The following is a 21,041-nucleotide window of genomic DNA, read 5'->3' on the forward strand; positions in this document are numbered from 1 at the left end:
ATATTTACAAGCATTTATGTGTGAGAATATTAGCTACTTACATTGGTTTAGGAGGATAGTGATTTTAAGCTGAAATCACTATTTTGATAGGTGTAGTGTATCCATTTTTGGTGTTTCTTCACTTTTGATTCAACACTTCTGGTCTTAAACTATTTAACTACGACTAAATTTATTTGTCAATAGTCATTTGATAAATAAATTTACCGAATTATTATTTTATTATGATTCACTAATTTACAGCTTTTTAATGTGCTGGGCGATCTCATTACTTTGATACTGGATTAACCTCAAAGAATAACTCATGGCGATAGAAACAAACATTGAACTCAGTAAAAAAGTTCACATGTCCAAGAATTACAGGTGAATCGTTTGATTGAGTCCAAGCAAAAGCGAATAAGGTGCTTGAGAAATTTCCAACAGTACCAGACAAAACTAAACCTTTTGCTTCACTGCGAGAAAGATTGTCACTTAATGGAATTATTACTGTTTGCTCTTCCCAAATTGCTCCTAACTATAAGCCAATATCATAAGGTAATACGTTTACACTTGCCCCAGTGTCCAATAAAGCCACCACTTCTACAGATTGACTGCCATTAGTAAGCCGCAAAGGTAAATAGGGCATAACGACCGATCGCCCAGAGCTATCAACTTTCTCTGTAAAATTAAAACGCTCTCCATTAAGCATTTGCTTTTACCTTCGCATCTCTCAACAGATCTGACAATGCTGTGACCGCTTGAGTATCTGCTTGAGGCGACCATACGACTGCATGAGTTGAGGCTAATTGATTGAGTAGATTTTGTTCTGGATTAACCCGTGGTGTTTCCAAATTACAACCTTCTTCTTTAGCTACAGCCAGCAAAAGAAAATGGATTAACCGTAGTTTATCCTCATGGGTTAATTGGCTAACAGTTGGTAAAAGCTCAGTGAGAGGCATAATTACGAGTAGGTTAGGTTGATCTTAGATAATGCTGGTGATTGTTTCTGTGTTTTACCTAAGTTATTTAGATTGTACGATATCTAGCCAAGCGATCGCTATGCACGAAGACCTGACGCTCTATAACATCCAAAGATTGTCCTAATTACAAGATTGCGATCGCCGAAAGCTTGCATATAGCGGTTTTCAAATGAGCGTGGTGCGAGCGTCACATTCGTAAAACCAGCCAAAGAAGTGCGATCGCTTTGGTCAGTATTTTATAATTGCCAATTCATGATCATGAATTTTCCTGAAAAGTAAAATGGAAACTTGTACCTATAGAACAGGATAAATCTAAATTAGCTCTCAATTGTTGTGCTAAAATCCTCACTAACCTGAGTCCAAGAGAAGTAGTTCCATTAAAGTCAACATTTTTAGGGATTCCTATACCATTATCTCGAATCACCAAATGTAAATTGCGCGATTCAGTAGATTCGTATAAACTCACCTCAATCACCCCTGTCATACTATTTGGGAATGCGTACTTGAACGCATTCGTCAATAACTCATTGACGATTAATCCCATCGAAATTGCTGTATCAATATTAAGTAAAGTTGGCTTAAGATCTAGCTTTAATTCAACTTGGCTAGCATTAAAACTTGTAGAACTATAAAGATTGACAACTAAACGTTGGAGATATTCACAAAAATCAACCTTGTCCACATCCTGAGATTGATATAACTGCTCATGAATCAGGGACATTGTATGAATCCGCCGTTGACTGTCTGAAATTGCTTTTAGAGCTTCAGTGTCACTAATATAGCGAGCTTGCATTGACAGTAAACTATCAACTACGCTCAGATTATTTTTAACTCGATGGTGAACTTCTCTTAATAAAACCTCTTTCTCGGCGAGTGAAGAATGGAGCTTAGTTTCTGCTTCTTTCAGTTCTGTAATATCAGAGGCTGCTCCAATTATTTGCTTAACCGTGCCATCAGAATTCCGTAAAAATACGGTTTCTTGGCTGTAAAACCATTTCCATCTACCATGAACATCGCGCATCCGATATTCCACAAAGAATAAATCTTCTGATTTTTGATAGCGTACATGATCATGGTGTTCCCTTACTTTCACGAAGTCATCAGGATGCACGATGTTTTGCAGCATAGACTCGCCCATAGACTGAATCTCTGATAAGGAGTAGCCAAGAATATGAGTAATTGCCTGATTGCAATAAATATTCTGTTTTTCTTCTACATCATAAATATAGAGAATATTTGGAATTGTATCGTTAATTCGTTGTATAAACTGCTGGCTCTCTTTAAGAGCTTGTTCTGCTTGCTTGCGAGTTAGCGCGATCGCAATATAAGTAACTATTGTCTGTGTTAATTGGACTTCTTCTTCAGTGAACTGTCTGGGTGCATCAAAATACGCGGCAATATCACCTAAATGCCTATGTTCGTAATCTAATGGAAATACGGCGATCGCGCCAATACCCTCGTCTTGACAGATACTCTGTAATTTGCGATCGCTAGGCAGGATCGCGCAGTAAGGAAAAAACCGAAATCTTGATTCGACTTGATGCGATGCATCTTCAAAAAAAACCTCGATCGCTTGTTTGTATGTTTGGCTAAGCCCTATGGATTCTTGATAAGTTAAATTATGATGAGAATTCGTGATGATCACCGCAGCTCTTGAAGTTCGTAGTGCATGACAGATTCCATTTAAGGCAACCTGATAAATTTCATTAACTGTTTGAGCTGCATTCAAAGCCGATACAAAGTCGTACATTAGCCTTAATCGATTAAGCTGCAAATTCAAACGATCTTCAGTTTTTTGTTGATCGGCAATTGTTTGTACTAATTGAAAGTTAACTTCTTTTAGTTCTGTTTTGAATCTAGCCACAGGTTTCACCTCCGACGATCGCATTCTTAATTCTTAAGCTTGGCGAACCACAACCAACTGCTAGCCCACTTTGTCCGCCTTTTCCGCAACCGCCCGACTCATCCCACAGAAAGTCATTGCCGATCGCCTCAATGTCCTGTAACGTCTCAAAGGCATTTCCTGAAAGAGTTACATCCTTGACAGGCTCAGCGATTTTGCCATTGCGAATCATCCATGCTTCCCCTGCGGTAAAGGTAAACATCTCGCCATTGGTCATGCCGCCTTGCCAGTTTTTGGCATACACACCCACAGGAATATCATTAAATAAGTCCGCCACAGGGGTTTTGCCACGACCAATCCAAGTATTAGTCATCCTCACTATGGGCGGATAGTGATAATCCAAACATCTAGCGTTTCCAGTTACTTGCTCACCCAACTTTCCTGCTGTCTCCCGCGAATGCAACCTACCAACTAATACACCATCGGCGATTAATTGAGTTGTTGTCGCAGGCACACCTTCATCATCATAAAGATAACTACCCCGATGCTCAGCCACTGCTGCACCATCAAAAATTTGTAAGTCTTTCGAGCCAAATCTTCTACCAATGCTCATCGTTTCTAACATATCGGGATTTTCGTAGAGCATATCTGCTTCTGAGAGATGTCCAAATGCTTCATGCACAAACAACCCTGCCAAAATTGGATCGATTACTACTGTATAAGTATTGCCTTGTACCGTCGGTAAGCCTAGGGCTGCAACAGCGCGTTGAGATGCACCAATCACCTGCTGTTCCAAATTTAGCAAATCCGCATAAGCACGCCTTGAGCCAAAGGTTTCTCTACCAGTTTGGACAGTATCACCATCTCTCGCGATCGCCGAACATCTTAACTCCCAATCAGCCCATTCCTGCTCGATCATTGCACCTTCTGATGTGGCAAATATCATTTGCTGTGTGCAGTCGCCATAGCGGACAGAGGTGCTAACTACCCGATCAGAAACCGATCGCAAAATATCTGTGTAGTGAGCGCATAAATTCTTTTTATCAATAAGTGCTATCTGATGGGGATTTTCCTGAATCAGTGATACTTTTGCTTGCACAGGTTCTACATCAGCTAAAACAGTTTCTTCATTACCCACCCATTTGGCGGCGGCGATCGCCTCTTGAAGTTTAGCTTCCAAATTATCCAAATTATTAAAACTCGCAAATCCCCAACCACCTCGATGGCAAGCTCTCACCTGTCCACCAATCGAGATACCCGTACTCAGAGTTTCAACTCTGCCACTGCGTAAAAAGATATCTGCTCCCTGCGATCGCTCTAGCCGAATCGCAAAAAAATCGACATGTGGTTTATATTTCTGCACTAAGCTCGAAATTTGATCTTTAACTTGCCATATGTCCATATATAAAGCTCACAGAAATGCCCTTGATGCATCTTACTGGAAATTATCACAATAAAAATATCATTTTAGTGGATAAATAATAGTTTCTACAGAAATATTCATTATTTTTGTCGGAGCCTAAAACCCAAATATGGTGGGGCGGCGCTTTGCACCGCCCCACCATATTTGGGTTTTAATTGGTTCTAACACAAGTGGCGATGAAAACCCTGAAATTGATTTCACGATAAGAATTGCAGAAATCAAAAAATGTAAATTGCCAACTGAGTACTTATGTGATATATATCTTAGCCTAAATTCCCTTAATGAATTGCACCTATGAATGCCACCGTAAATGCCATCGCGAATCCCTCCGAAAACATGACAGCCAATCTTCAGAAGGAAATCAATTTACTTAAGGTTGACTTAGAACAAAAGGATTTGCTAGTCCAACAGCTTTCTGAAGAGCTTTTTCGTCTGGTCAAAGGAAATACTGCCTTTCTGCCCAATGCTGAGGTGCATGAGCAGCATTCAGAAGAAATGCGTTGTTTGGCAGAAAAACTAGCGCTAGTCGAAAATCAATTAGCCTTGTCACAAGCACTCATCCAAGATCGCGATCGCGAAGCTTTAGAATTGCGTCACACTATCCAAGAAATGAGCGATCGCAATCGGATGCTTGAGCAAGTTGTACAGGAGTTGCCAAATATTTATCGGGCTAAGTTTGCTGAGCGGATTGTTCCCATCAAACAAAAGATTGAAGCTCTCCAAAAAGAAAATCGCCAATTGCATATTGAGCTACAAAGCCTGAGTTTCCGCCTTTCAGGTCGTACACGTCGTCCTACCACTCAACAACGCCTTGAGCTACCCAGAGTTATGCCTGCCTTGGGTTAATTTCAAACTGTCTCCTAGAAAGGGTTCGCGGCGCGAACCCTTTCTAGGAGACAAAACAGTAAAAGCCTCGCTTTGCGAGGCTTTTACTGTTTTGTCTTTTAAAATTTTGTAGATTATTCCGAACTCACGTTAACTAAAGGCGGCGCAAAGCGCCGCCTTTACTTGTTATGTCTGGTTAAGGCATACATCCCACCTAGCAAAAGCCATAACACCATACTCAGACGTGGTTCATAGAGTACTAAATCTAACCAACCTGACATCAAAAAGAGCATCACCCCAATCGTAACTACGACGATCATTCCTTCTGAGTCTTTGATTAGTGCTGATTTAAGTGATGTCCAGATTGTCCAGCCGATGATGCAGATAAATCCTAGCAGCGCAGGAATTCCTGCACCAACAGCGATCGCCAAAAACAAATTATGCTCATGGGGTAACCCGCGCAAGTCGTAGCCCATAGACTGCGCCACAAGTGGAAAATTGCGTAGCCCCCAACCCTGAATTGGATGCTGAGAAATCAGAGAAAGCGCAAATTGCCATACATTCAGGCGATCGGCTGTGGAAGCATACGCGCCTAAACTTGGATCAACTGTACTAGCTAAGCGATTGACAAATCCTTCTGGTAATAGCGATCGCACAGCTTCACCACCTAAACCAAATTTCTGTCCAAATACACCCCATGTAATCACAAGCGAGATAATTCCAAATCCTGCTACTAGCAGCCATTGACGGTAATACATTGCTAACGCTACAGCACCTAATATGGCGAGTCCCCAAGCATTGCGTGAACCAGTCAGAATTAGCACACAGGTTCCTAATGCAAGGGCTATAGCCGCGATAGCTTGTTGAGATTTGGAGATACTTTTAACTTTGCCAAGGGCAAAATGTAAGGCGATCGGGAGGATCATTAACAAGTAAGCAGCCGTTTCATTGAAATGACCAAAAAATGACTGGATGCGGCGATCGGGACTAAATCCCATCGGAATCGGATAGCTATCAAAAATCACCTTTGGGAATATCCAATCGGGGCGATCGATAACTGCCTGTAAAACGCCAAAACCACTCACCATTAGGGAACTCAGTACCAGTAACCATAGAAAATGAATAAGCTGAGTTGGGGTACGAATTATATAGCTAGTAATGGCAGTCAAGAAAAAATATGGTAAGAAATTCGCTAATCCACCTGCGGCTGTGGGGATATTGAAAGCGATGATAGTGGTGAAAATCATCCATAACGACAGCCCGAAATAAGCTTGATTAACTGGTGTGGCGATCGCTTTCCATCCATAGCGAAACAGAACTCTCAAAGCCAGTAATGAAGCAAAAACTGGCATAAAAACATTGCTAATCACCATAAAAATAGCAACGCTTTGTAGCCAATTCCACTCTAAACTCAATTCATCGTCTTCAGTCGTTTTCCAGAGCATCCATTCACCTTACAGATTATGTAACTTACGTTACGTGGAAATTTCTAAGACCCTCACCCCTAGCCCCTCTCCCAAAGGGCGAGGGGAACAAGAATTTTCTGGATTTTGCTCTCCCTCTCCTCTCTGGGAGAGGGGGCTGGGGGGTGAGGGCAATTTTCATTCCACGTAACATCAGTTATGTAATACCAATTCACGAAAGTGTGGTAACACTTTTGTGAATTAAAAACCAAACCCAGTAAGGGTTTTAAAAACACTAAATGGCTATGTCATTTAGTGTTTTGGTATAAATGTTACAGCGCTTTGCGCTCAAACCCAAAACTTTCAAAAGTGTTGCAAAGCAACACTTTTGAAAGTTTTGGGTTTGGTTTATTTGGGATAAAAATCCAAAAGAGAAGGGAGCGCACAGCGCTCCCTTCTCTTTTGGCGATCAAGATTCGCTTAGCAAATCCTTTGATTAATAATCGAAGTCGCCGCCAGCGCCCATTGCACCGCCGCCGCCAGCACCCTTATCTTCAGGCTTGTCAACGACAATACATTCGGTAGTGAGGATCATGCCAGCGATCGAAGCTGCATTTTGTAATGCCGAGCGAGTCACCTTAGCAGGATCAACGATACCAGCAACAAACATGTCTTCAAATTCACCAGTCATCGCATTGAAGCCAATGTTGAAGTCTTTTTCACGGACATTCTCCGCAATTACTGCGCCGTTGAAACCAGCATTAGCAGCAATCCGCTTAACAGGAGCAGATAGAGCCTTAGAAACAATGATTGCACCAGTCAGTTCTTCGCCAGTTAGGTTAGCAGTTGCCCAAGTGTGAAGATCAGGAGCTAGGTGAACATAGGTTGTACCACCACCAGGAACGATACCTTCTTCAACAGCAGCTTTAGTTGCGTTGATAGCATCTTCAAGGCGAAGCTTACGATCCTTCATTTCAGTTTCAGTTGCCGCACCGACTTTGATTACGGCTACGCCACCAGAGAGCTTAGCCAAGCGCTCTTGCAATTTCTCTTTATCGTAGGAAGATTCGGTTTCTTCGATTTGACGACGGATTTGCTCAACGCGAGTCTTAACTGCGGCTTCATTACCATCAGCAACAATTGTAGTGCTGTCTTTGGTGATGATCACGCGGCGGGCTTTACCGAGTTGATCGAGTTTAACTGCATCAAGGCGAAGTCCAGCATCTTCAGTAATCACTTGTGCGCCTGTGAGGGTCGCCAAATCTTCGAGCATCGCTTTGCGGCGATCGCCAAATCCAGGAGACTTGATTGCTGCAACGTTAAGAACACCACGCAGACGGTTCACAACGAGAGTGGCAAGAGCTTCTTTTTCAATATCTTCAGCGATGATGATCAGAGGACGACCAGAGCGAGCGACTTGTTCAAGTACAGGAACGAGTTCTTGGACTAGAGCAATTTTCTTGTCGGTGATCAAGAGAACTGGTTCTTCAAAGGAAGCTTCCATGCGCTCAGCATCGGTGACAAAGTAAGGAGAGATATAGCCCTTATCAAAGCGCATACCTTCAGTAATTTCCAATTCGGTAAACATAGACTTACCTTCTTCGAGGGAAATCACACCTTCTTTCCCAACTTTGTCCATCGCTTGAGCGATCATTGCGCCGACTTCTTCGTCGTTACCAGCCGAAATGGTTCCAACTTGAGCGATCGCCTTAGAGTCTTCAATAGGCTTAGCATGGTCTTTGATTTTGCCAACCAAGAAAGCAGTTGCTTTGTCGATACCGCGCTTGAGAGCGATCGAGTTAGCTCCAGCCGCAACGTTACGCAAACCTTCTTTAACGATCGCATGGGCAAGAACTGTAGCAGTAGTAGTTCCATCGCCAGCCGCATCGTTAGTTTTGGAAGCAGCTTGACGAATCAAAGCTACGCCAGTATTTTCAACGTTATCTTCTAGTTCAATTTCCTTAGCGATGGTTACACCATCGTTAACGATTTGAGGAGAACCAAATTTCTTCTCAAGAACTACGTTACGACCTTTTGGTCCTAGGGTCACAGCTACGGCTTCAGCCAAGATGTCCATACCACGCTCTAGGGCGCGACGTGCATCTTCGTTGTAAATTATTTTTTTAGACATAGTATTTTGGTGTTTTAAATTTGGAATGGGTGATTTTTGATTTAGCTTTTAGCTTTTAGCTTTTAGCTTTTAGCTTTTAGCTTTTAGCTTTTAGAGATTCACAAGTTAGCTAGAAAGTTATGTTCTTTCCCAAAATAGCTAACAGCTAATAGCTAACAGCTAACAGCTAATTAAGAAACGATCGCTAAAATATCTTTTTCTGCTAGCAGCACATACTCATCTGTGCCAAGTTTGATATCAGTGCCAGCGTACTTGGAGTACAAAACCTTGTCTCCAACTTTAACTTCGAGGGCTTGGCGCTCACCTTTGTCATCGAGTTTGCCAGGTCCTACGGCGGCGATTTCGCCAACTTGAGGCTTTTCTTTTGCGGTTTCAGGCAAGAAAATTCCGCCTGCGGTTTTTTCTTCTTTAGCGCTTACTTTGATAAATACGCGATCGGCTAAAGGTTTTACAGTAGTTACGTTTAATGTCGTTGTTGCCATTGGTATTCACTCAGTTGACTAACATTTCTTGTTGTTGTCTAGAGTGGTTTAGCACTCTAGGTGACTGAGTGCTAATTTAACCGAAATGGTTGCAACGGCTATAGTGTGGTTTACCGAACTGATTAAACAAGAAGCGGCGCTAAGCGCCGCTTCTTGAAATATTAGGCTTCTTCTTGTTCTTCGCCTTGTAGCTTTAGTAAGAAGTATCCGAAGGCGATACCGACAGGAATTAATACCATCGATAAAACCATTGCGTTACCAATTTCTCCCATGATTTTCTCTTTTAAATAAATAATATTGCTTTATATTGCTTTAGGAATTTTACCGTAAAACACAGGTCATACACAGAGCGTAAGTACTTGTACAAAATAAATTTCCCAAGCTCGTAATACCAAAACATAAAATGGCTACGCCATTTTATGTTTTGAAAACCCTTACTAGGTTTGGTTTTCAATTTACGAAAGTGTTGCCACACTTTCGTAAATTGGGATAAAGTTTCGTCTCGTAGGGGCGCAACTTTATCGTCAGTTCGACAAAAGCAGAAAATGGTAAGAATCGCTAAGCAATTCTTACCATTTTCCGCCATTTGCGGCGTGCCTCGCACGCCGCAAATGGCTATATCGAACTCACGTTAAATTATCACCTCAACATCGATCGCATCGGCATAGTCTTCATCGTCCTGCTCAACTTGACTATCCTTAGATTTATTAGATTTATGCGAGCTTGGGGTATTTTGATAATCCCCCATGATTTCAGATTCGTCTAGCCAAACTGGGCGAATCTCGTAGTGAACTCGCAAATTACTTGGAGCGCTGCGTTCAGCTTCCCGCACAAATCGATTAGCTTCCCATTCTGCTTGAAATGTATTGATTAATTTGAGCGTTTTTAGGCGCTGTCTTTCTAGATATGTCCATACTTCCCAAGCGTTGTATTCAGGTTCTTTGGGTGGGTCAATAATTTCTTCAGGTTCGGCAGATACTTCAACGTGATCAGCGGAATCTGGAGATTTTGGGTTGTTGTCACTAACTGGTTCGTCACTAATAGGCTCATTACTCTGATCACCAAATTCTGAAGATGATGACTTTACTTTTTGAACAAAGTCTTCGTCATTATGAGACTTACTAGCAACATCCTGTGATGTGGAAATTTCTTCAACATCCAGTGATCGCGATAGGCTTTTGATCTCTTTAGCTCGAACCTGTTTAACTGAAGATAAATCATCAGCGATCGTTTTCACTTCGATCGCTGTCTGAGATTGATCAACCCATCCTTTGAAAGTTACTTCTTCGCCGTTGATGATAAGGCGATCGCCTACTTCTAACGCAAATCCTGCTAATGAGTTAAATAATGGCTTCGCCTTTGGTGCTGAACTAAAGCCACTAGCACTATGATCATTTTGGTCGGAATTTTCTTCGTTGGGAGCCGATACATTTGCCTGACTAAATGTCCCTTTGTCAATCAGGCTCTGGACTCCCCCAATTGCATCCTCAATTCGCTAATTTGAGAATGTAACGGAGCTAGACAATTCTCCACATATGTCAAAAGTTCGGGGTGCAATATAAATGGAGCCTTCTCTGGTGATGTCTCTGGTGATGTCTCTGGTGATATTTCTGGCTTTTGCTCAAACTCTCGGCTGACCACGGCTAAAATCCAATCAGCGATCGCCTGTTGTTTGGCATCAGCTTGTGTCTTAATTTGGCTCAATAAAGGCAAAGGAAAACGAAGATTTACCTGTTTTGTCCTATGAGAAGTCGCCATTATTTGCCCTTGCTTAAAGTTTTTGAATATGTTTGCGAACTTAATTATAGCAATCGTCGCTACCCAAACCCATATAGTGATTTTCATCGAGCCTGTGGCATGGAGAAAATCGCAAAACCTTACAATCTCAAAACCTTACAATATTAAAGAAAAAGCATCGCAATTATTGCGATGCTTTTTCTTTAGCTTTATAGACATTTCGATAGCCAACAGTTATTTGAATTGTAGAGGGGATTTCCCCAAAGAAAGCGCAACCATTACCCACAAAGCTAAGCTAGAGCAGGCAAAAGCGGAAATAACTCCTAAGAAAAAGCTATTCCATACAATAACCATTTTGCTTTTCTCCTGAATGCAGATTCTAGCCGTACTACCATAACATCTATAGCTTAGTATCTTATAAGCTGTAGATGTGATATCTGACAAAATTTAACAATTCATCAAAGACGATAAAGAAAAAAATTTGTTCCAGATTTTGTATGTCTTATACCAAAGCACAAAAAGGCTTAGTAAGTAGCTAGGCTTAAGTAAACTGAAAGCTGTCACGCCAGCTACGCGGGCGTGACAGCTTTCTAGGTTTTAATTATGGTGAGCTACTTATAGCAACGCAAGAGATAGATAGGACAAATCAAAACCAAAAAGATGAGTGGCGGCGCAAAGCGCCGCCACTCATCTTTTTGGTTTTATGTCCTAAGCAAAACTTACATTGCTATAGAATCAGAAATTTGGGCTTGGAGACCAAGCCCCTACCGTTACAAAAATGTAGGGATTTGGAAACCAAATCCTCTTGCAAGAAGACATAGAACAAATTAAAATCCAAAATACAAGTAGCGGTGCGAAGCACCGCTACTTGTATTTTGGGTTTTATGTCCTAAGGAAAACCTTGGTTGCTGTCTTATACCAATTCACGAAAGAAAGGCAACACTTTTGTGGATTGAAAACCAAACCCAGTAAGGGTTTTAAAATCACAAAATGGCTTAGCCATTTTGTGATTTGGTGTTAGATGAAAAAAAATATGTCGGTTAAAGCTGATGATAAAATGAGTTTCTGTACTTTTCTATCTCAAAACCATGACCGATTGGCAGATCGCCGCCGAATTTGAAGACATTCTCTATCACAAAGCCGATGGAATGGCAAAAATCACAATTAATCGTCCCCAAGTTCGTAATGCTTTTCGTCCAAAAACAATTACGGAAATGATTGCGGCTTTTGCAGATGCGCGAGAAGATGTGGAGACTGGGGTAGTTTTGCTAACGGGTGCAGGACCTGCTCCCGATGGTAAATATGCCTTTTGTGCAGGGGGTGATCAAAAAGTACGTGGTGATGGTGGCTATATTTCTGAGTCTGGTGTACCACGATTGAATGTGCTTGATTTGCAGCGATTAATTCGCACCATGCCTCAGCCAGTGATTGCATTGGTTGCTGGTTATGCGATCGGTGGAGGTCATGTGCTGCATGTAGTCTGCGATCTAACGATCGCCGCTGATAATGCTATTTTTGGTCAGACTGGTCCAATGGTGGGTAGTTTTGACGGAGGTTTTGGGGCTTCTTATTTGGCGCGATTAGTTGGGCAGAAGAAAGCCCGCGAAATTTGGTATCTCTGTCGTCAATATGATGCTCAAGAAGCTTTAGACATGGGCTTAGTGAATAAGGTTGTGCCAGTGGAGCAATTAGAAACTGAAGGCATTCAGTGGGCGCAAGAGATTTTAGATAAGAGTCCTCTGGCCATTCGTTGCCTTAAATCTGCTTTTAATGCTGATTGTGATGGTCAGGCGGGTATTCAAGAACTAGCGGGTAATGCGACTCTGTTGTTTTACATGACAGAGGAAGCGCAAGAAGGTAAGCAAGCATTTCTCGAAAAGCGCAAACCCAATTTTCGGCAATATCCCAAATTGCCATAAAAATTAGTCACGACAAATCAAAACCAAAAATAGAAGGGCGGCGCTCCGAGCCGCCCTTCTATTTTTGGTTTGCAGATAGGAAGATCGCGATACACTTGATAAATTATGATTAATTAGCAAAAAATCAACCAAGTTTTATGTCGGAAGCTATTCTTCTCAATACTTTTTTCTGGGCTGCCATTGTGCTAATGGCGATCGCTACTAGTGGCATCGGTTATCTTACTTATCTAGAATGGCAAGATCGTCGCCGTCGCGGAGGAAAAAGTTAAACCACTCGTACATGCGATCGCCTTTCCAAGGGGTATTCCAAGCAAGCCCAAGATTGATTGTCTCCACAAAACTTTCAGGTAGTTCAGCATCATTGAGCACCACACAAAACTTAAAGGTCGTGATCTGTTCCCATTGTTTTAAATGCTTGAATACACGCACGATCGCTTGCCGATAGGGATGATTGGGTTGCTCATACCAGTCATCGGAAATCTCATTGGAGCGATCAAAACCTAAATGGACAATCGAGAGCTTACTGGAAATATCTTTGGCTAGTAAAACAGGGTCTTGTGTATCGGCATTGGCAAATAAACTCGCAAACTCTGTAGATGTTTCTTCTTGCATGAGCAGATCATTTGTTGCCGCAACTTCTCGCAACTGCGCCAGCCATTCAGGAGATTTATGTTCTGTCCACCGAATACCCAGAGTGATTAGCTTTGTTTGCAAAAGCAAATGTCCCAGCTTTTCAGCTTTAGTTTCCAGATAGCGCCAATTATGCTCATTGGTTTCAATTAGCAAGGGTAAGCGTCCGACCACTTCAATATCAAAACCTTTAAGCCCTGCCAACTTGCGAGGATTATTGGTGATTAGACGCATTTTTTTAATGCCAAGATCATGTAAAATTTGCGCTCCAACTCCGTAGGTACGCAGATCCGCCCCAAATCCTAGCTTTTCGTTAGCTTCGACCGTATCTAAGCCTCCATCTTGGAGACAGTATGCCTTGATTTTATTAATTAAACCGATGCCGCGTCCCTCTTGTCGCAAGTAAACGACTACGCCCCAATTAGCAAACTCGATCATTTTTAAGGCGCTTTGCAACTGTCCCCGACAATCACAACGCAGTGATCCAAGTGCATCACCTGTCAGACATTCAGAATGTACTCTTACTAAAACTTCATTGTCAGGAAATTCCCGTAGATCGCCTTTGACGATCGCTAGATGCTCAGTATTGTCAATAGTGTTGCGATAGGCATAGACCCGAAAGTTACCGAATAACGATGGCAACTTGGCGATCGCTTCTCGTTGTACAAAGCGATCGTGGGCTAAACGATAACTAATCAGATCGGCAATGCTAATTAATTTTAGGTTATGCAATTTAGCATATTCAATTAACTCAGGCAGTCGCGCCATTGAGCCATCATCATTTTGAATTTCGCAAATCACGCCTGCGGGATATAGTCCCGACATTTGAGCAAGATCTACAGCCGCCTCGGTATGCCCCGCCCGCTTCAGTACTCCTCCATCTTTAGCCCTGAGAGGAAAAACATGCCCAGGACGACGAAGATCATTAGGGCGAGTATTTGGATTAATTGCCGCTTGAATTGTGCGTGAACGATCTTCTGCTGAAATTCCTGTTGATGTTCCTTCTACGGCATCAATACTAACGGTAAAGGCAGTTTGTTGACTATCGGTATTGCGATCGACCATCAATGGTAAATCTAAACGATCAAGGCGATCGCCTGTCATAGCTAGGCAGATAAGTCCGCGAGCTTTTACTGCCATAAAATTTACCATCTCAGGTGTGGCAAACTGAGCTGCCCCGATTAGATCGCCTTCATTTTCTCGGTTTTCATCATCGACAACGACAATGAGCCGACCAGATTTGAGGTCGTTAAGGGCATCGGGAATAGAGTCAAATTGAAACTTAGTCAAGGCTTACTGTCAGGCATTCAAGCTATTTATATCCATCATATAGCAATCTCTATATTGCTCACCTCAGAAAAACATGGATAGTGCTATGGCTACAGCAAGAAGTGAGGAGCGGCGCGATGCGCCGCTCCTCACTTCTTGGTAATACTAAATTCACAAAAATGTGACCGAAGTACCTGTACAAAATAAATTACCAAAACCCGTAAAGTTTCGCCCCGCAGGAGCGAAACTTTACGGGTTTTTCTTTACAATTCATTATGCCTAACTATTTATAGTGTTTTTCAAGAAAGCGAGTTACAAATGTTTGTTTCCCCGCCGAAGGTGGGGAAACAAACCCGTACTTCACTAGACTGATAAACGCTATATTGTGAATTAAAAAGCAAACTGAGTAAAGTTTTAAATATAAAACAGCTACCTCATTTTGTACTTTGGTCTAACTCCTATCAATACAGATATAAAGCATCACTTTTTGACATATTTAATAACTATCTGAATTTATATAGCGCTCTTAAATGAGTTGTAAGATTTTGAGTTTTGTGAGAGTTTACCCCGAAGGGGCGAACTCTCACAACCTATTTAGGATTGCTATGCAATTTTTTATTTGATGCTTTAAAAGTTTGCCTAATAAAATGTTTGAGTTGGTTGATTTACTTAATTAACTTGATGAATCAAACCTATATTTACCGAACCTTAATGTTTGAGTTGGTTGACTTATTGAATTAAAAAATATAAATAATCAAGGGCTTGCAATCATTTCAGCATTAGATTTAAAAATCTTTTAGGAACATTTAGTTTAGATATACAGTCGTTTATCGCATATGCATAAATGTGTATAGGAGAAAAACTCAAAATGACAAATCAAACTAAACGTTCTAGCACTGCATTACTTGTTGCTGTTAGCTTTATTGGTAGCTCTGCAATTCCTTTGATCAGCGCAACCTCTGCTTTTGCTCAGACCACGTTTAATGATGTGCCTACAGGATATTGGGCGCAGACTTTTATTCAAGAGTTAGCTTCAAGAGACATTATTAAAGGCTTTCCAGATGGGGGATTTCGTCCAAATGATCCAGTAACTAGAGCACAATTTGCCGCGATGCTTAGCAAAGCTGTAAACAAAGCACCTATTCGTGGTGGAGTGACCTTTGTTGACGTTGCATCAAGTTATTGGGCAGCTTCAGCTATTCAAACTTCATACATAACAGGTTTTCTGTCTGGATACCCAGGTAATGTTTTTGAACCTAACCAAAATATTCCTCGCGTACAGGTTTTAGTCTCCCTTGCTAATGGCTTGAATTATTCAGCTAGTCAAGCACCTGAAACAATTTTACAAACTTATGCTGATGCTTCTGGCATTCCGAACTATGCGAGAAATAGCGTAGCAGCAGCGACTGAGAACCGCTTGGTTGTTAATTATCCCAATGTCCAGTTCTTAAATCCTAATCAAACTGCAACTAGAGCCGAGGTTGCCGCATTTATCTATCAATCGTTAGTGCGTTCAGGTCAAGCAAATGCGATCGCTTCACCTTATATTGTGGGACAAAACACAACTACTCCCCCTGTTCAAAATCAAGTCAGGATTCCCGCAGGCAATACGATCGCAGTTCAGTATTCCAAAGATAAGATTTTGCTCGGTCCTAACGAAAAAGTACCTCTTGTGCTAAATGTGGCGCAAAATATTGCTAATTCCCAAGGCACAATTTTGATACCTGCTGGTACTCAAGTTGTCGGTGAATTGAGGACTGTATCAGGTGGCGCTCAGTTCTTTACTAGCGAACTTGTGTTTGCCAATGGTCAGAGACGAGCCATCAATGCAACTTCTAAAGTTGTAACCACGACCGAGAGAGTAGATAAGGGTGTTAGCGTTGGTGGTCTGCTCCAAAATGCTGCGCTTGGCGCGGCGGCAGCAGCAGCAATCTCTGCGGTAACAGGCGATCGCGCGATCGCTACTGAAGAAATTCTCGGCGGCGTTGGAGTTGGCGCATTGATAGGTCTATTCCTAGGTCGCGACAGTGTAACGCTTGCTTCTGTCAATCCTAATACCGATTTAGCAGTAACTTTAAATTCCGATCTTCTACTCTAGTTTCTAATACCACGTCAGTTCGATGAAAGCTAAAAATGGGAAGAATCGCTAAGCGATTCTTCCCATTTTTAGCCATTTGCGTCGTGCTTCGCACGACGCAAATGGCTATATCGAACTCACGTTAATACCAATTCACAAAAGTGTTGTTACTCTTTTGTGAATCAAAAACCAAAAAGATGAGTGGCGGCGCTTCGCGCCGCCACTCATCTTTTTGGTTTTATGTCCTAAGCAAAACTTACATTGCTATACATAAAAGTATCTGTGAAAGTTTTGCCGAGTAAAACTTTCACAGATACTTTTAATTATGGTTATGGCGCTTTGCGCTATAACCATAATTAATTAGCTTGAACTTTAGCCGCGATCGCCTTGGCAATCTCCCTTAAAGCCTTAGCCGAAGCAGACTCAGGATGACCTAACACAATTGGGACACCGCGATCGCCACCTTCGCGCAGACCAATTTCTAGCGGCACACAACCAAGTAAATCCACACCTAGCTCATCGGAAGTTTTTTTGCCACCACCAGAGCCAAAAATATCGTATTGGCGATCGGGAAGATCGGGCGGAATGAAATAACTCATATTCTCGACAATACCCAAGACAGGAATCCCCATGTTTTGAAACATTTTTAAACCCTTGCGCGAGTCTAAGAGGGAAACAGTCTGTGGGGTCGTTACGATAACCGCTCCTGCAAGAGGCACAGACTGCGTGAGCGTCAACTGCGCGTCTCCCGTTCCAGGAGGCATATCCACAATTAAATAATCAAGTTCGCCCCAGTTTGCTTGATACAAAAACTGACGAATCACACCATTAAGCATTGGACCACGCCAAACCACAGGCTGATCCTTGGCAATCAGAAATGCCATCGAGATCATTTTTACGCCATAGTTAAAGGCTGGCTCCACCACATCTGCGCCATTTTCCGCCTTTACTACTTTGACTTGAGCCGCCTCCATGCCCAGCATTACAGGTACATTTGGCCCGTAAATATCTGCATCGAGAATGCCCACCTTTGCGCCCATATCCGCCAGAGCCACAGCAACATTTACTGCTACTGAGGTTTTACCCACACCGCCTTTGCCACTGGAAATGGCAAGGACATACTTCACACCCTCAATGCCTTGCAAAGCGTTAGTCGGTGGTGCAGGTGTTGCCACAACGGGGCTATCGGCAATTACCTTCACCCAAACATCGGTGACAGAGGCGATCGCCTTAATTGCGTCTTTACATTCTTGGATTAAAGGATCACGCTTGGGACTATTGGGATCGTTCAGCAACAAAGTGAAACTGACCACCCCATTGGACTTAATGGCGATATCGCGCACCATATTTAGGTCGATAATGCTTTTTTGGTGATCGGGATCGACAATAGGATTTAATAGGTTTTTGATCGCTTGCAAATCGGGTAAATCAGCCATAGATTTATAGAGTTAAAAATTAAAAAAATTGCTTAATAGTGCCAAGATTTCATTAAAGCCCAAATAAGAGCAAAAATAATCGATAAAGATTTATGCTTAAGAAATCATTTAAGAATTACTCTCTGCGGTCAAAAGCTCTAAGAGATCCCCCTCAATCCCCCTTTTTAAGGGGAAGAATTTAATCTTCCCCCTTTTTTAAGGGGGCTGGGGGGATCTAGACAATTCTTAAATGATTTCTAAGAAGAAACTTCCTCTTAAGACTTGATAGCTAATCATTATTTCTGCAATTCTCAAACTAAATCTTTAAAGACAAGAAAAAATCAATGAGTAATCAAGTAAAAGTTATACAGCCTTCAGGAAGGTTGGATGTCACAACTGCGGCTGATTTTCGTCGCCAAGTTAACGATATCGCTTCAGTCCCAAATCCTCCCAAATATTTACTAGTTGATCTGCAAGAGATTACTTTTATGGATAGTTCTGGATTAGGTGCATTAGTGTCAGCTCTCAAGGCAATCCGTAACAGTGATGGGGATATGGTGATTTGTGGTGCTAACGATCAAGTTCAAATGCTATTTGAACTTACTAGCATGACCAAGATTTTTAAAATCTATCCAACCGTTGACGAATTTAACGCAACCTTAAATTAAATATATTTATATAGCAATGTAAGTTTTGCTTAGGACATAAAACCAAAAAGATGAATGGCGGCGCTTCGCGCCGCCATTCATCTTTTTGGTTTTGATTTGTTCTATCTATCTCTTGCGTAGCTATATCAGCCGACACTTGTGTTAACGTGAGTTCGATATAGCCATTTGCGTCGTGCTTCGCACGACGCAAATGGCGAAAAATGGTAAGAATCGCTTAGCGATTCTTACCATTTTTCACAGTCGTCGAACTGACGTTGTGTTAGGACGCAATCAAAACCCAAGGGAAGAAAGGCGGCGCTTCGCGCCGCCTTTCTTCTCAATATAAGAAAGTAGGTGGGCGCATAGCGCCCACCTACTTTCTTATATGTGAAACTCGACTTCTAATAGCGATAAGTCATCTTCAAAAGGACGATTATTAGCAGCATCTTTAACACAGGTTAATATATGCTCAATGCGTGAATGACGATCGCTGGGAATCCTGATAAATGTATCAATCAAAGCATTAAATCCCCAAATATTGTCATTCTCTTGAGGAATCTCATAAACTCCATCGCTAAATAAATATAACCTACTACTAGTATCAATCTCGCAAACCTGCTCTTGATAATCAATATCAGACATCATGCCAATTGGTAGTCCCGCAGTTTTTAGTAACTTGATTTTAGGGATTTCTTCATTAGAAATTAGTACCGCAGGAGGATGCCCACCACTGGCATAAACCAGTGTATGGTTGCGTTTATCATATACGCCATACCAGATCGTAAAGTACATTTCATTATGTACAGACATCTGAAAAGTATTATTTAGATCGCTTAATACTTCACTAGGCTTATAAAAATTAGTTGTATCTTGCGATGTTCTACTACGTCTTAAGCTACGTGTACGCATCAGATTTAAAACTGACACTGATAAAAGGGCTGATCCGACTCCATGCCCAGATACATCTAGTAAGTAAAGGGCTAGATGATCACTATCTAGCCAAAAATAGTCAAAGCTATCACCGCCAAGCTGTGTCGATGGCAAAAAACTAGACTGAATCGACACATCACCTTCGAGTGGAGCAGGCAAAAGCGATCGCACATATTGCGATGCTTGAGCTAACTCTTGTTCGATTAATCGTTTTTGCTTCTGGATTTCTTCAGTGGCCTGATAGAGTCTTAGCCCTGCTCTTACCCTTGCGCGTAACTCATTAATGCGTGGTGGCTTACCTAAAAAGTCATCTGCACCCATTTCTAAACCGCGTACTAAGTCGCCTTCTTGGTCACGCGCCGTCAGCAAAATTAGATAGATATTAGCTAAGTCAGGGTTGCTCTTAATTTGACGACATACCTCTAAGCCGTCAATAATTGGCATCATCCAATCACAAATAATTAAAGATGGATGCAGTTCCCTTGCTTTAGCTAAGCCCTCTTGACCATCCTTAGCCACAATCACGTCATAGCCTTGACTCTTGAGAAACCTCTGAAGAGTCATTCTGATCGTAGGATCATCATCAATGACGAGAATTTGCAGCATATTTTCCAAGCTTACAAAGATAGATAATTGTTGCTATTCGTCGATGGTGAAAGATTTGGCAACTCTAGCGAACAAATCTTTCACTTTTTCCCAACGCTTTTCGGAGCTAGAAATACTAAGCGTATAAAGATTGCCACGATTTGTAGATACAGTTACAAGGTCATGGCGGGGTTCGCCCTGCAAACGCTGAACGGCATATTCAAAAATATAATAGTTGCGATCGCCTGATTCTTTCTGAGTCGCACTAAGCAACTTAGCCTGACGACCAGAACCTTCTGGGGCAACGACACGCTGTTGTACTCGCAAACCGATCGCTTCAGGTTCACCGATCTCTTCAAGGGTTTTCACTGTTTCGAGCTTACTAATCGCAACCGACACGTTTTCTGAAGGCTCAATAATGTCGTGAAACAAAATATCGATCGCCGAATTACCTTTAGTTTCTGTCCAGCCATTGGGATATAAAAATCTATAGCCATCTTTACTATCTGCAAATGGGACAAGTCCACTGGTGGGTGTACTAGCACAACTGGTAAGAAACAGAGCAAATACTACAAGTAAGAGGGAAACAGCGCGTTTAAGCATGATTAAAGGGATTAAATAAAATAAAATCTAATAAATTACAAAAATTTCAACAAAAAGTATTGGAATATCCTATCAAGAACAGTCAGAACAACCTAGTAAGAACTACTTTATAAAACTTACCAATACTACAATACAGTACCTTAGACTTTCTACCGATCTCATACTC

At 41.8% G+C, this 21,041-nt stretch carries 19 protein-coding genes and 1 pseudogene; 6 read left to right on the forward strand and 14 right to left on the reverse strand.

The genetic code is table 11. The features are described 5' to 3' along the window. Positions 1–265: 265 nt before the first annotated feature. The 4 genes and pseudogenes from VB775_RS26365 to VB775_RS05040 form a co-directional block, all read right to left on the reverse strand. Positions 266–685 (reverse strand): annotated as a pseudogene (locus VB775_RS26365) (hypothetical protein). Further along, positions 678–935, reverse strand: coding sequence for a hypothetical protein (locus VB775_RS05030; RefSeq protein WP_281005571.1), 258 nt, complete (start codon positions 933–935; stop codon positions 678–680). Before VB775_RS05030 ends, VB775_RS26365 begins: the two are co-directional and overlap by 8 nt. 277 nt (positions 936–1,212) lie before the next feature. Continuing rightward, positions 1,213–2,820 carry a histidine kinase dimerization/phosphoacceptor domain -containing protein gene (locus VB775_RS05035; RefSeq protein ID WP_281005572.1) on the reverse strand — a complete coding sequence of 536 codons (1,608 nt, stop codon included), beginning with the start codon at positions 2,818–2,820 and terminating at the stop codon, positions 1,213–1,215. Further along, positions 2,813–4,201, reverse strand: a complete 1,389-nt coding sequence (locus VB775_RS05040) for a TldD/PmbA family protein (RefSeq protein WP_281005573.1) — start codon at positions 4,199–4,201, stop codon at positions 2,813–2,815. Before VB775_RS05040 ends, VB775_RS05035 begins: the two co-directional genes overlap by 8 nt. 315 nt (positions 4,202–4,516) lie before the next feature. Between VB775_RS05040 and VB775_RS05045 the strand changes: the two genes are divergently transcribed. Next, entirely contained in the window at positions 4,517–5,068 is a 552-nt protein-coding gene (locus VB775_RS05045; protein ID WP_190581311.1) for an Npun_F5560 family protein, read from the forward strand. Between the two features lie 158 nt (positions 5,069–5,226). On the opposite strand, the gene VB775_RS05050 is transcribed toward VB775_RS05045, so the two are convergent. The 6 genes from VB775_RS05050 to VB775_RS05075 all read right to left on the reverse strand — a co-directional run bounded on the left by VB775_RS05050 (position 5,227) and on the right by VB775_RS05075 (position 10,821). Beyond that, a complete protein-coding gene (locus tag VB775_RS05050) occupies positions 5,227–6,492 on the reverse strand; it encodes an O-antigen ligase family protein (protein ID WP_281005574.1) in 1,266 nt (421 codons plus the stop codon). A 454-nt stretch (positions 6,493–6,946) separates the two neighbouring features. Then, entirely contained in the window at positions 6,947–8,581 is a 1,635-nt protein-coding gene (gene groL / locus VB775_RS05055) for a chaperonin GroEL (RefSeq protein ID WP_281005575.1), read from the reverse strand. 170 nt (positions 8,582–8,751) lie between these two features. Continuing rightward, on the reverse strand, positions 8,752–9,063 hold the full coding sequence (gene groES, locus VB775_RS05060; protein WP_009629538.1) for a co-chaperone GroES: 312 nt from the start codon (positions 9,061–9,063) through the stop codon (positions 8,752–8,754). A gap of 161 nt (positions 9,064–9,224) precedes the next feature. Then, positions 9,225–9,335, reverse strand: coding sequence for a PetM family cytochrome b6-f complex subunit 7 (locus tag VB775_RS05065; protein ID WP_094535417.1), 111 nt, complete (start codon positions 9,333–9,335; stop codon positions 9,225–9,227). A 359-nt stretch (positions 9,336–9,694) separates the two neighbouring features. After that, on the reverse strand, positions 9,695–10,300 hold the full coding sequence (locus VB775_RS05070) for a hypothetical protein (RefSeq protein WP_281005577.1): 606 nt from the start codon (positions 10,298–10,300) through the stop codon (positions 9,695–9,697). Between the two features lie 221 nt (positions 10,301–10,521). Then, a complete protein-coding gene (locus VB775_RS05075) occupies positions 10,522–10,821 on the reverse strand; it encodes a hypothetical protein (RefSeq protein WP_281005578.1) in 300 nt (99 codons plus the stop codon). Between the two features lie 28 nt (positions 10,822–10,849). Here VB775_RS05075 and VB775_RS05080 point away from each other — a divergent pair, with 28 nt between their 5' ends. From VB775_RS05080 to VB775_RS05090, 3 genes are all read left to right on the forward strand, one after another. Next, entirely contained in the window at positions 10,850–11,170 is a 321-nt protein-coding gene (locus VB775_RS05080; RefSeq protein ID WP_281005579.1) for a hypothetical protein, read from the forward strand. A gap of 718 nt (positions 11,171–11,888) precedes the next feature. After that, positions 11,889–12,719: a 1,4-dihydroxy-2-naphthoyl-CoA synthase gene (gene menB, locus VB775_RS05085; protein ID WP_281005580.1), complete on the forward strand. Its 831-nt coding sequence runs from the start codon at positions 11,889–11,891 to the stop codon at positions 12,717–12,719. Positions 12,720–12,856: 137 nt separating this feature from the next. Then, on the forward strand, positions 12,857–12,988 hold the full coding sequence (locus VB775_RS05090; protein WP_254923758.1) for a hypothetical protein: 132 nt from the start codon (positions 12,857–12,859) through the stop codon (positions 12,986–12,988). Here the strand turns inward: VB775_RS05090 and ribBA are convergent. Then, entirely contained in the window at positions 12,939–14,639 is a 1,701-nt protein-coding gene (gene ribBA, locus VB775_RS05095; protein ID WP_281005581.1) for a bifunctional 3,4-dihydroxy-2-butanone-4-phosphate synthase/GTP cyclohydrolase II, read from the reverse strand. The genes VB775_RS05090 and ribBA overlap by 50 nt on opposite strands. An 847-nt stretch (positions 14,640–15,486) precedes the next feature. On the opposite strand from ribBA, the gene VB775_RS05100 reads away from it, so the two are divergent. Further along, a complete protein-coding gene (locus VB775_RS05100; RefSeq protein WP_281005582.1) occupies positions 15,487–16,716 on the forward strand; it encodes an S-layer homology domain-containing protein in 1,230 nt (409 codons plus the stop codon). 335 nt (positions 16,717–17,051) lie between these two features. Here VB775_RS05100 and VB775_RS05105 read toward each other — a convergent pair whose 3' ends face one another. Beyond that, positions 17,052–18,131 (reverse strand): Mrp/NBP35 family ATP-binding protein, encoded by a 1,080-nt coding sequence (locus VB775_RS05105; protein WP_281005583.1) that lies wholly within the window; start codon positions 18,129–18,131, stop codon positions 17,052–17,054. A 323-nt stretch (positions 18,132–18,454) separates the two neighbouring features. On the opposite strand from VB775_RS05105, the gene VB775_RS05110 reads away from it, so the two are divergent. Continuing rightward, positions 18,455–18,778, forward strand: coding sequence for an STAS domain-containing protein (locus tag VB775_RS05110; protein ID WP_281005584.1), 324 nt, complete (start codon positions 18,455–18,457; stop codon positions 18,776–18,778). 360 nt (positions 18,779–19,138) lie between these two features. Here VB775_RS05110 and VB775_RS05115 read toward each other — a convergent pair whose 3' ends face one another. Then, positions 19,139–20,293 (reverse strand): PP2C family protein-serine/threonine phosphatase, encoded by a 1,155-nt coding sequence (locus VB775_RS05115; protein ID WP_281005585.1) that lies wholly within the window; start codon positions 20,291–20,293, stop codon positions 19,139–19,141. Between the two features lie 33 nt (positions 20,294–20,326). Continuing rightward, positions 20,327–20,875: a photosystem II reaction center PsbP gene (psbP, locus tag VB775_RS05120; protein WP_281005586.1), complete on the reverse strand. Its 549-nt coding sequence runs from the start codon at positions 20,873–20,875 to the stop codon at positions 20,327–20,329. Positions 20,876–21,041 lie beyond the last annotated feature (166 nt).

Origin of the sequence: Pseudanabaena sp. CCNP1317 (assembly GCF_034931345.1) — a bacterium.
Classification (GTDB): Bacteria; Cyanobacteriota; Cyanobacteriia; order Pseudanabaenales; family Pseudanabaenaceae; genus Pseudanabaena; species Pseudanabaena galeata.

Bases quoted from the DNA above. Each gene is read 5' to 3' on its own strand.
- VB775_RS05090 (WP_254923758.1), top strand. From the start codon at position 12,857: ATGTCGGAAGCTATTCTTCTCAATACTTTTTTCTGGGCTGCCATTGTG.
- VB775_RS05100 (WP_281005582.1), top strand. From the start codon at position 15,487: ATGACAAATCAAACTAAACGTTCTAGCACTGCATTACTTGTTGCTGTT.
- groES (WP_009629538.1), bottom strand. From the start codon at position 9,063: ATGGCAACAACGACATTAAACGTAACTACTGTAAAACCTTTAGCCGAT.
- groL (WP_281005575.1), bottom strand. From the start codon at position 8,581: ATGTCTAAAAAAATAATTTACAACGAAGATGCACGTCGCGCCCTAGAG.
- VB775_RS05115 (WP_281005585.1), bottom strand. From the start codon at position 20,293: ATGCTGCAAATTCTCGTCATTGATGATGATCCTACGATCAGAATGACT.
- VB775_RS05045 (WP_190581311.1), top strand. From the start codon at position 4,517: ATGAATGCCACCGTAAATGCCATCGCGAATCCCTCCGAAAACATGACA.
- VB775_RS05065 (WP_094535417.1), bottom strand. From the start codon at position 9,335: ATGGGAGAAATTGGTAACGCAATGGTTTTATCGATGGTATTAATTCCT.
- VB775_RS05050 (WP_281005574.1), bottom strand. From the start codon at position 6,492: ATGCTCTGGAAAACGACTGAAGACGATGAATTGAGTTTAGAGTGGAAT.
- VB775_RS05040 (WP_281005573.1), bottom strand. From the start codon at position 4,201: ATGGACATATGGCAAGTTAAAGATCAAATTTCGAGCTTAGTGCAGAAA.
- menB (WP_281005580.1), top strand. From the start codon at position 11,889: ATGACCGATTGGCAGATCGCCGCCGAATTTGAAGACATTCTCTATCAC.
- VB775_RS05110 (WP_281005584.1), top strand. From the start codon at position 18,455: ATGAGTAATCAAGTAAAAGTTATACAGCCTTCAGGAAGGTTGGATGTC.
- VB775_RS05030 (WP_281005571.1), bottom strand. From the start codon at position 935: ATGCCTCTCACTGAGCTTTTACCAACTGTTAGCCAATTAACCCATGAG.
- VB775_RS05080 (WP_281005579.1), top strand. From the start codon at position 10,850: ATGTTTGCGAACTTAATTATAGCAATCGTCGCTACCCAAACCCATATA.
- psbP (WP_281005586.1), bottom strand. From the start codon at position 20,875: ATGCTTAAACGCGCTGTTTCCCTCTTACTTGTAGTATTTGCTCTGTTT.
- VB775_RS05105 (WP_281005583.1), bottom strand. From the start codon at position 18,131: ATGGCTGATTTACCCGATTTGCAAGCGATCAAAAACCTATTAAATCCT.
- VB775_RS05075 (WP_281005578.1), bottom strand. From the start codon at position 10,821: ATGGCGACTTCTCATAGGACAAAACAGGTAAATCTTCGTTTTCCTTTG.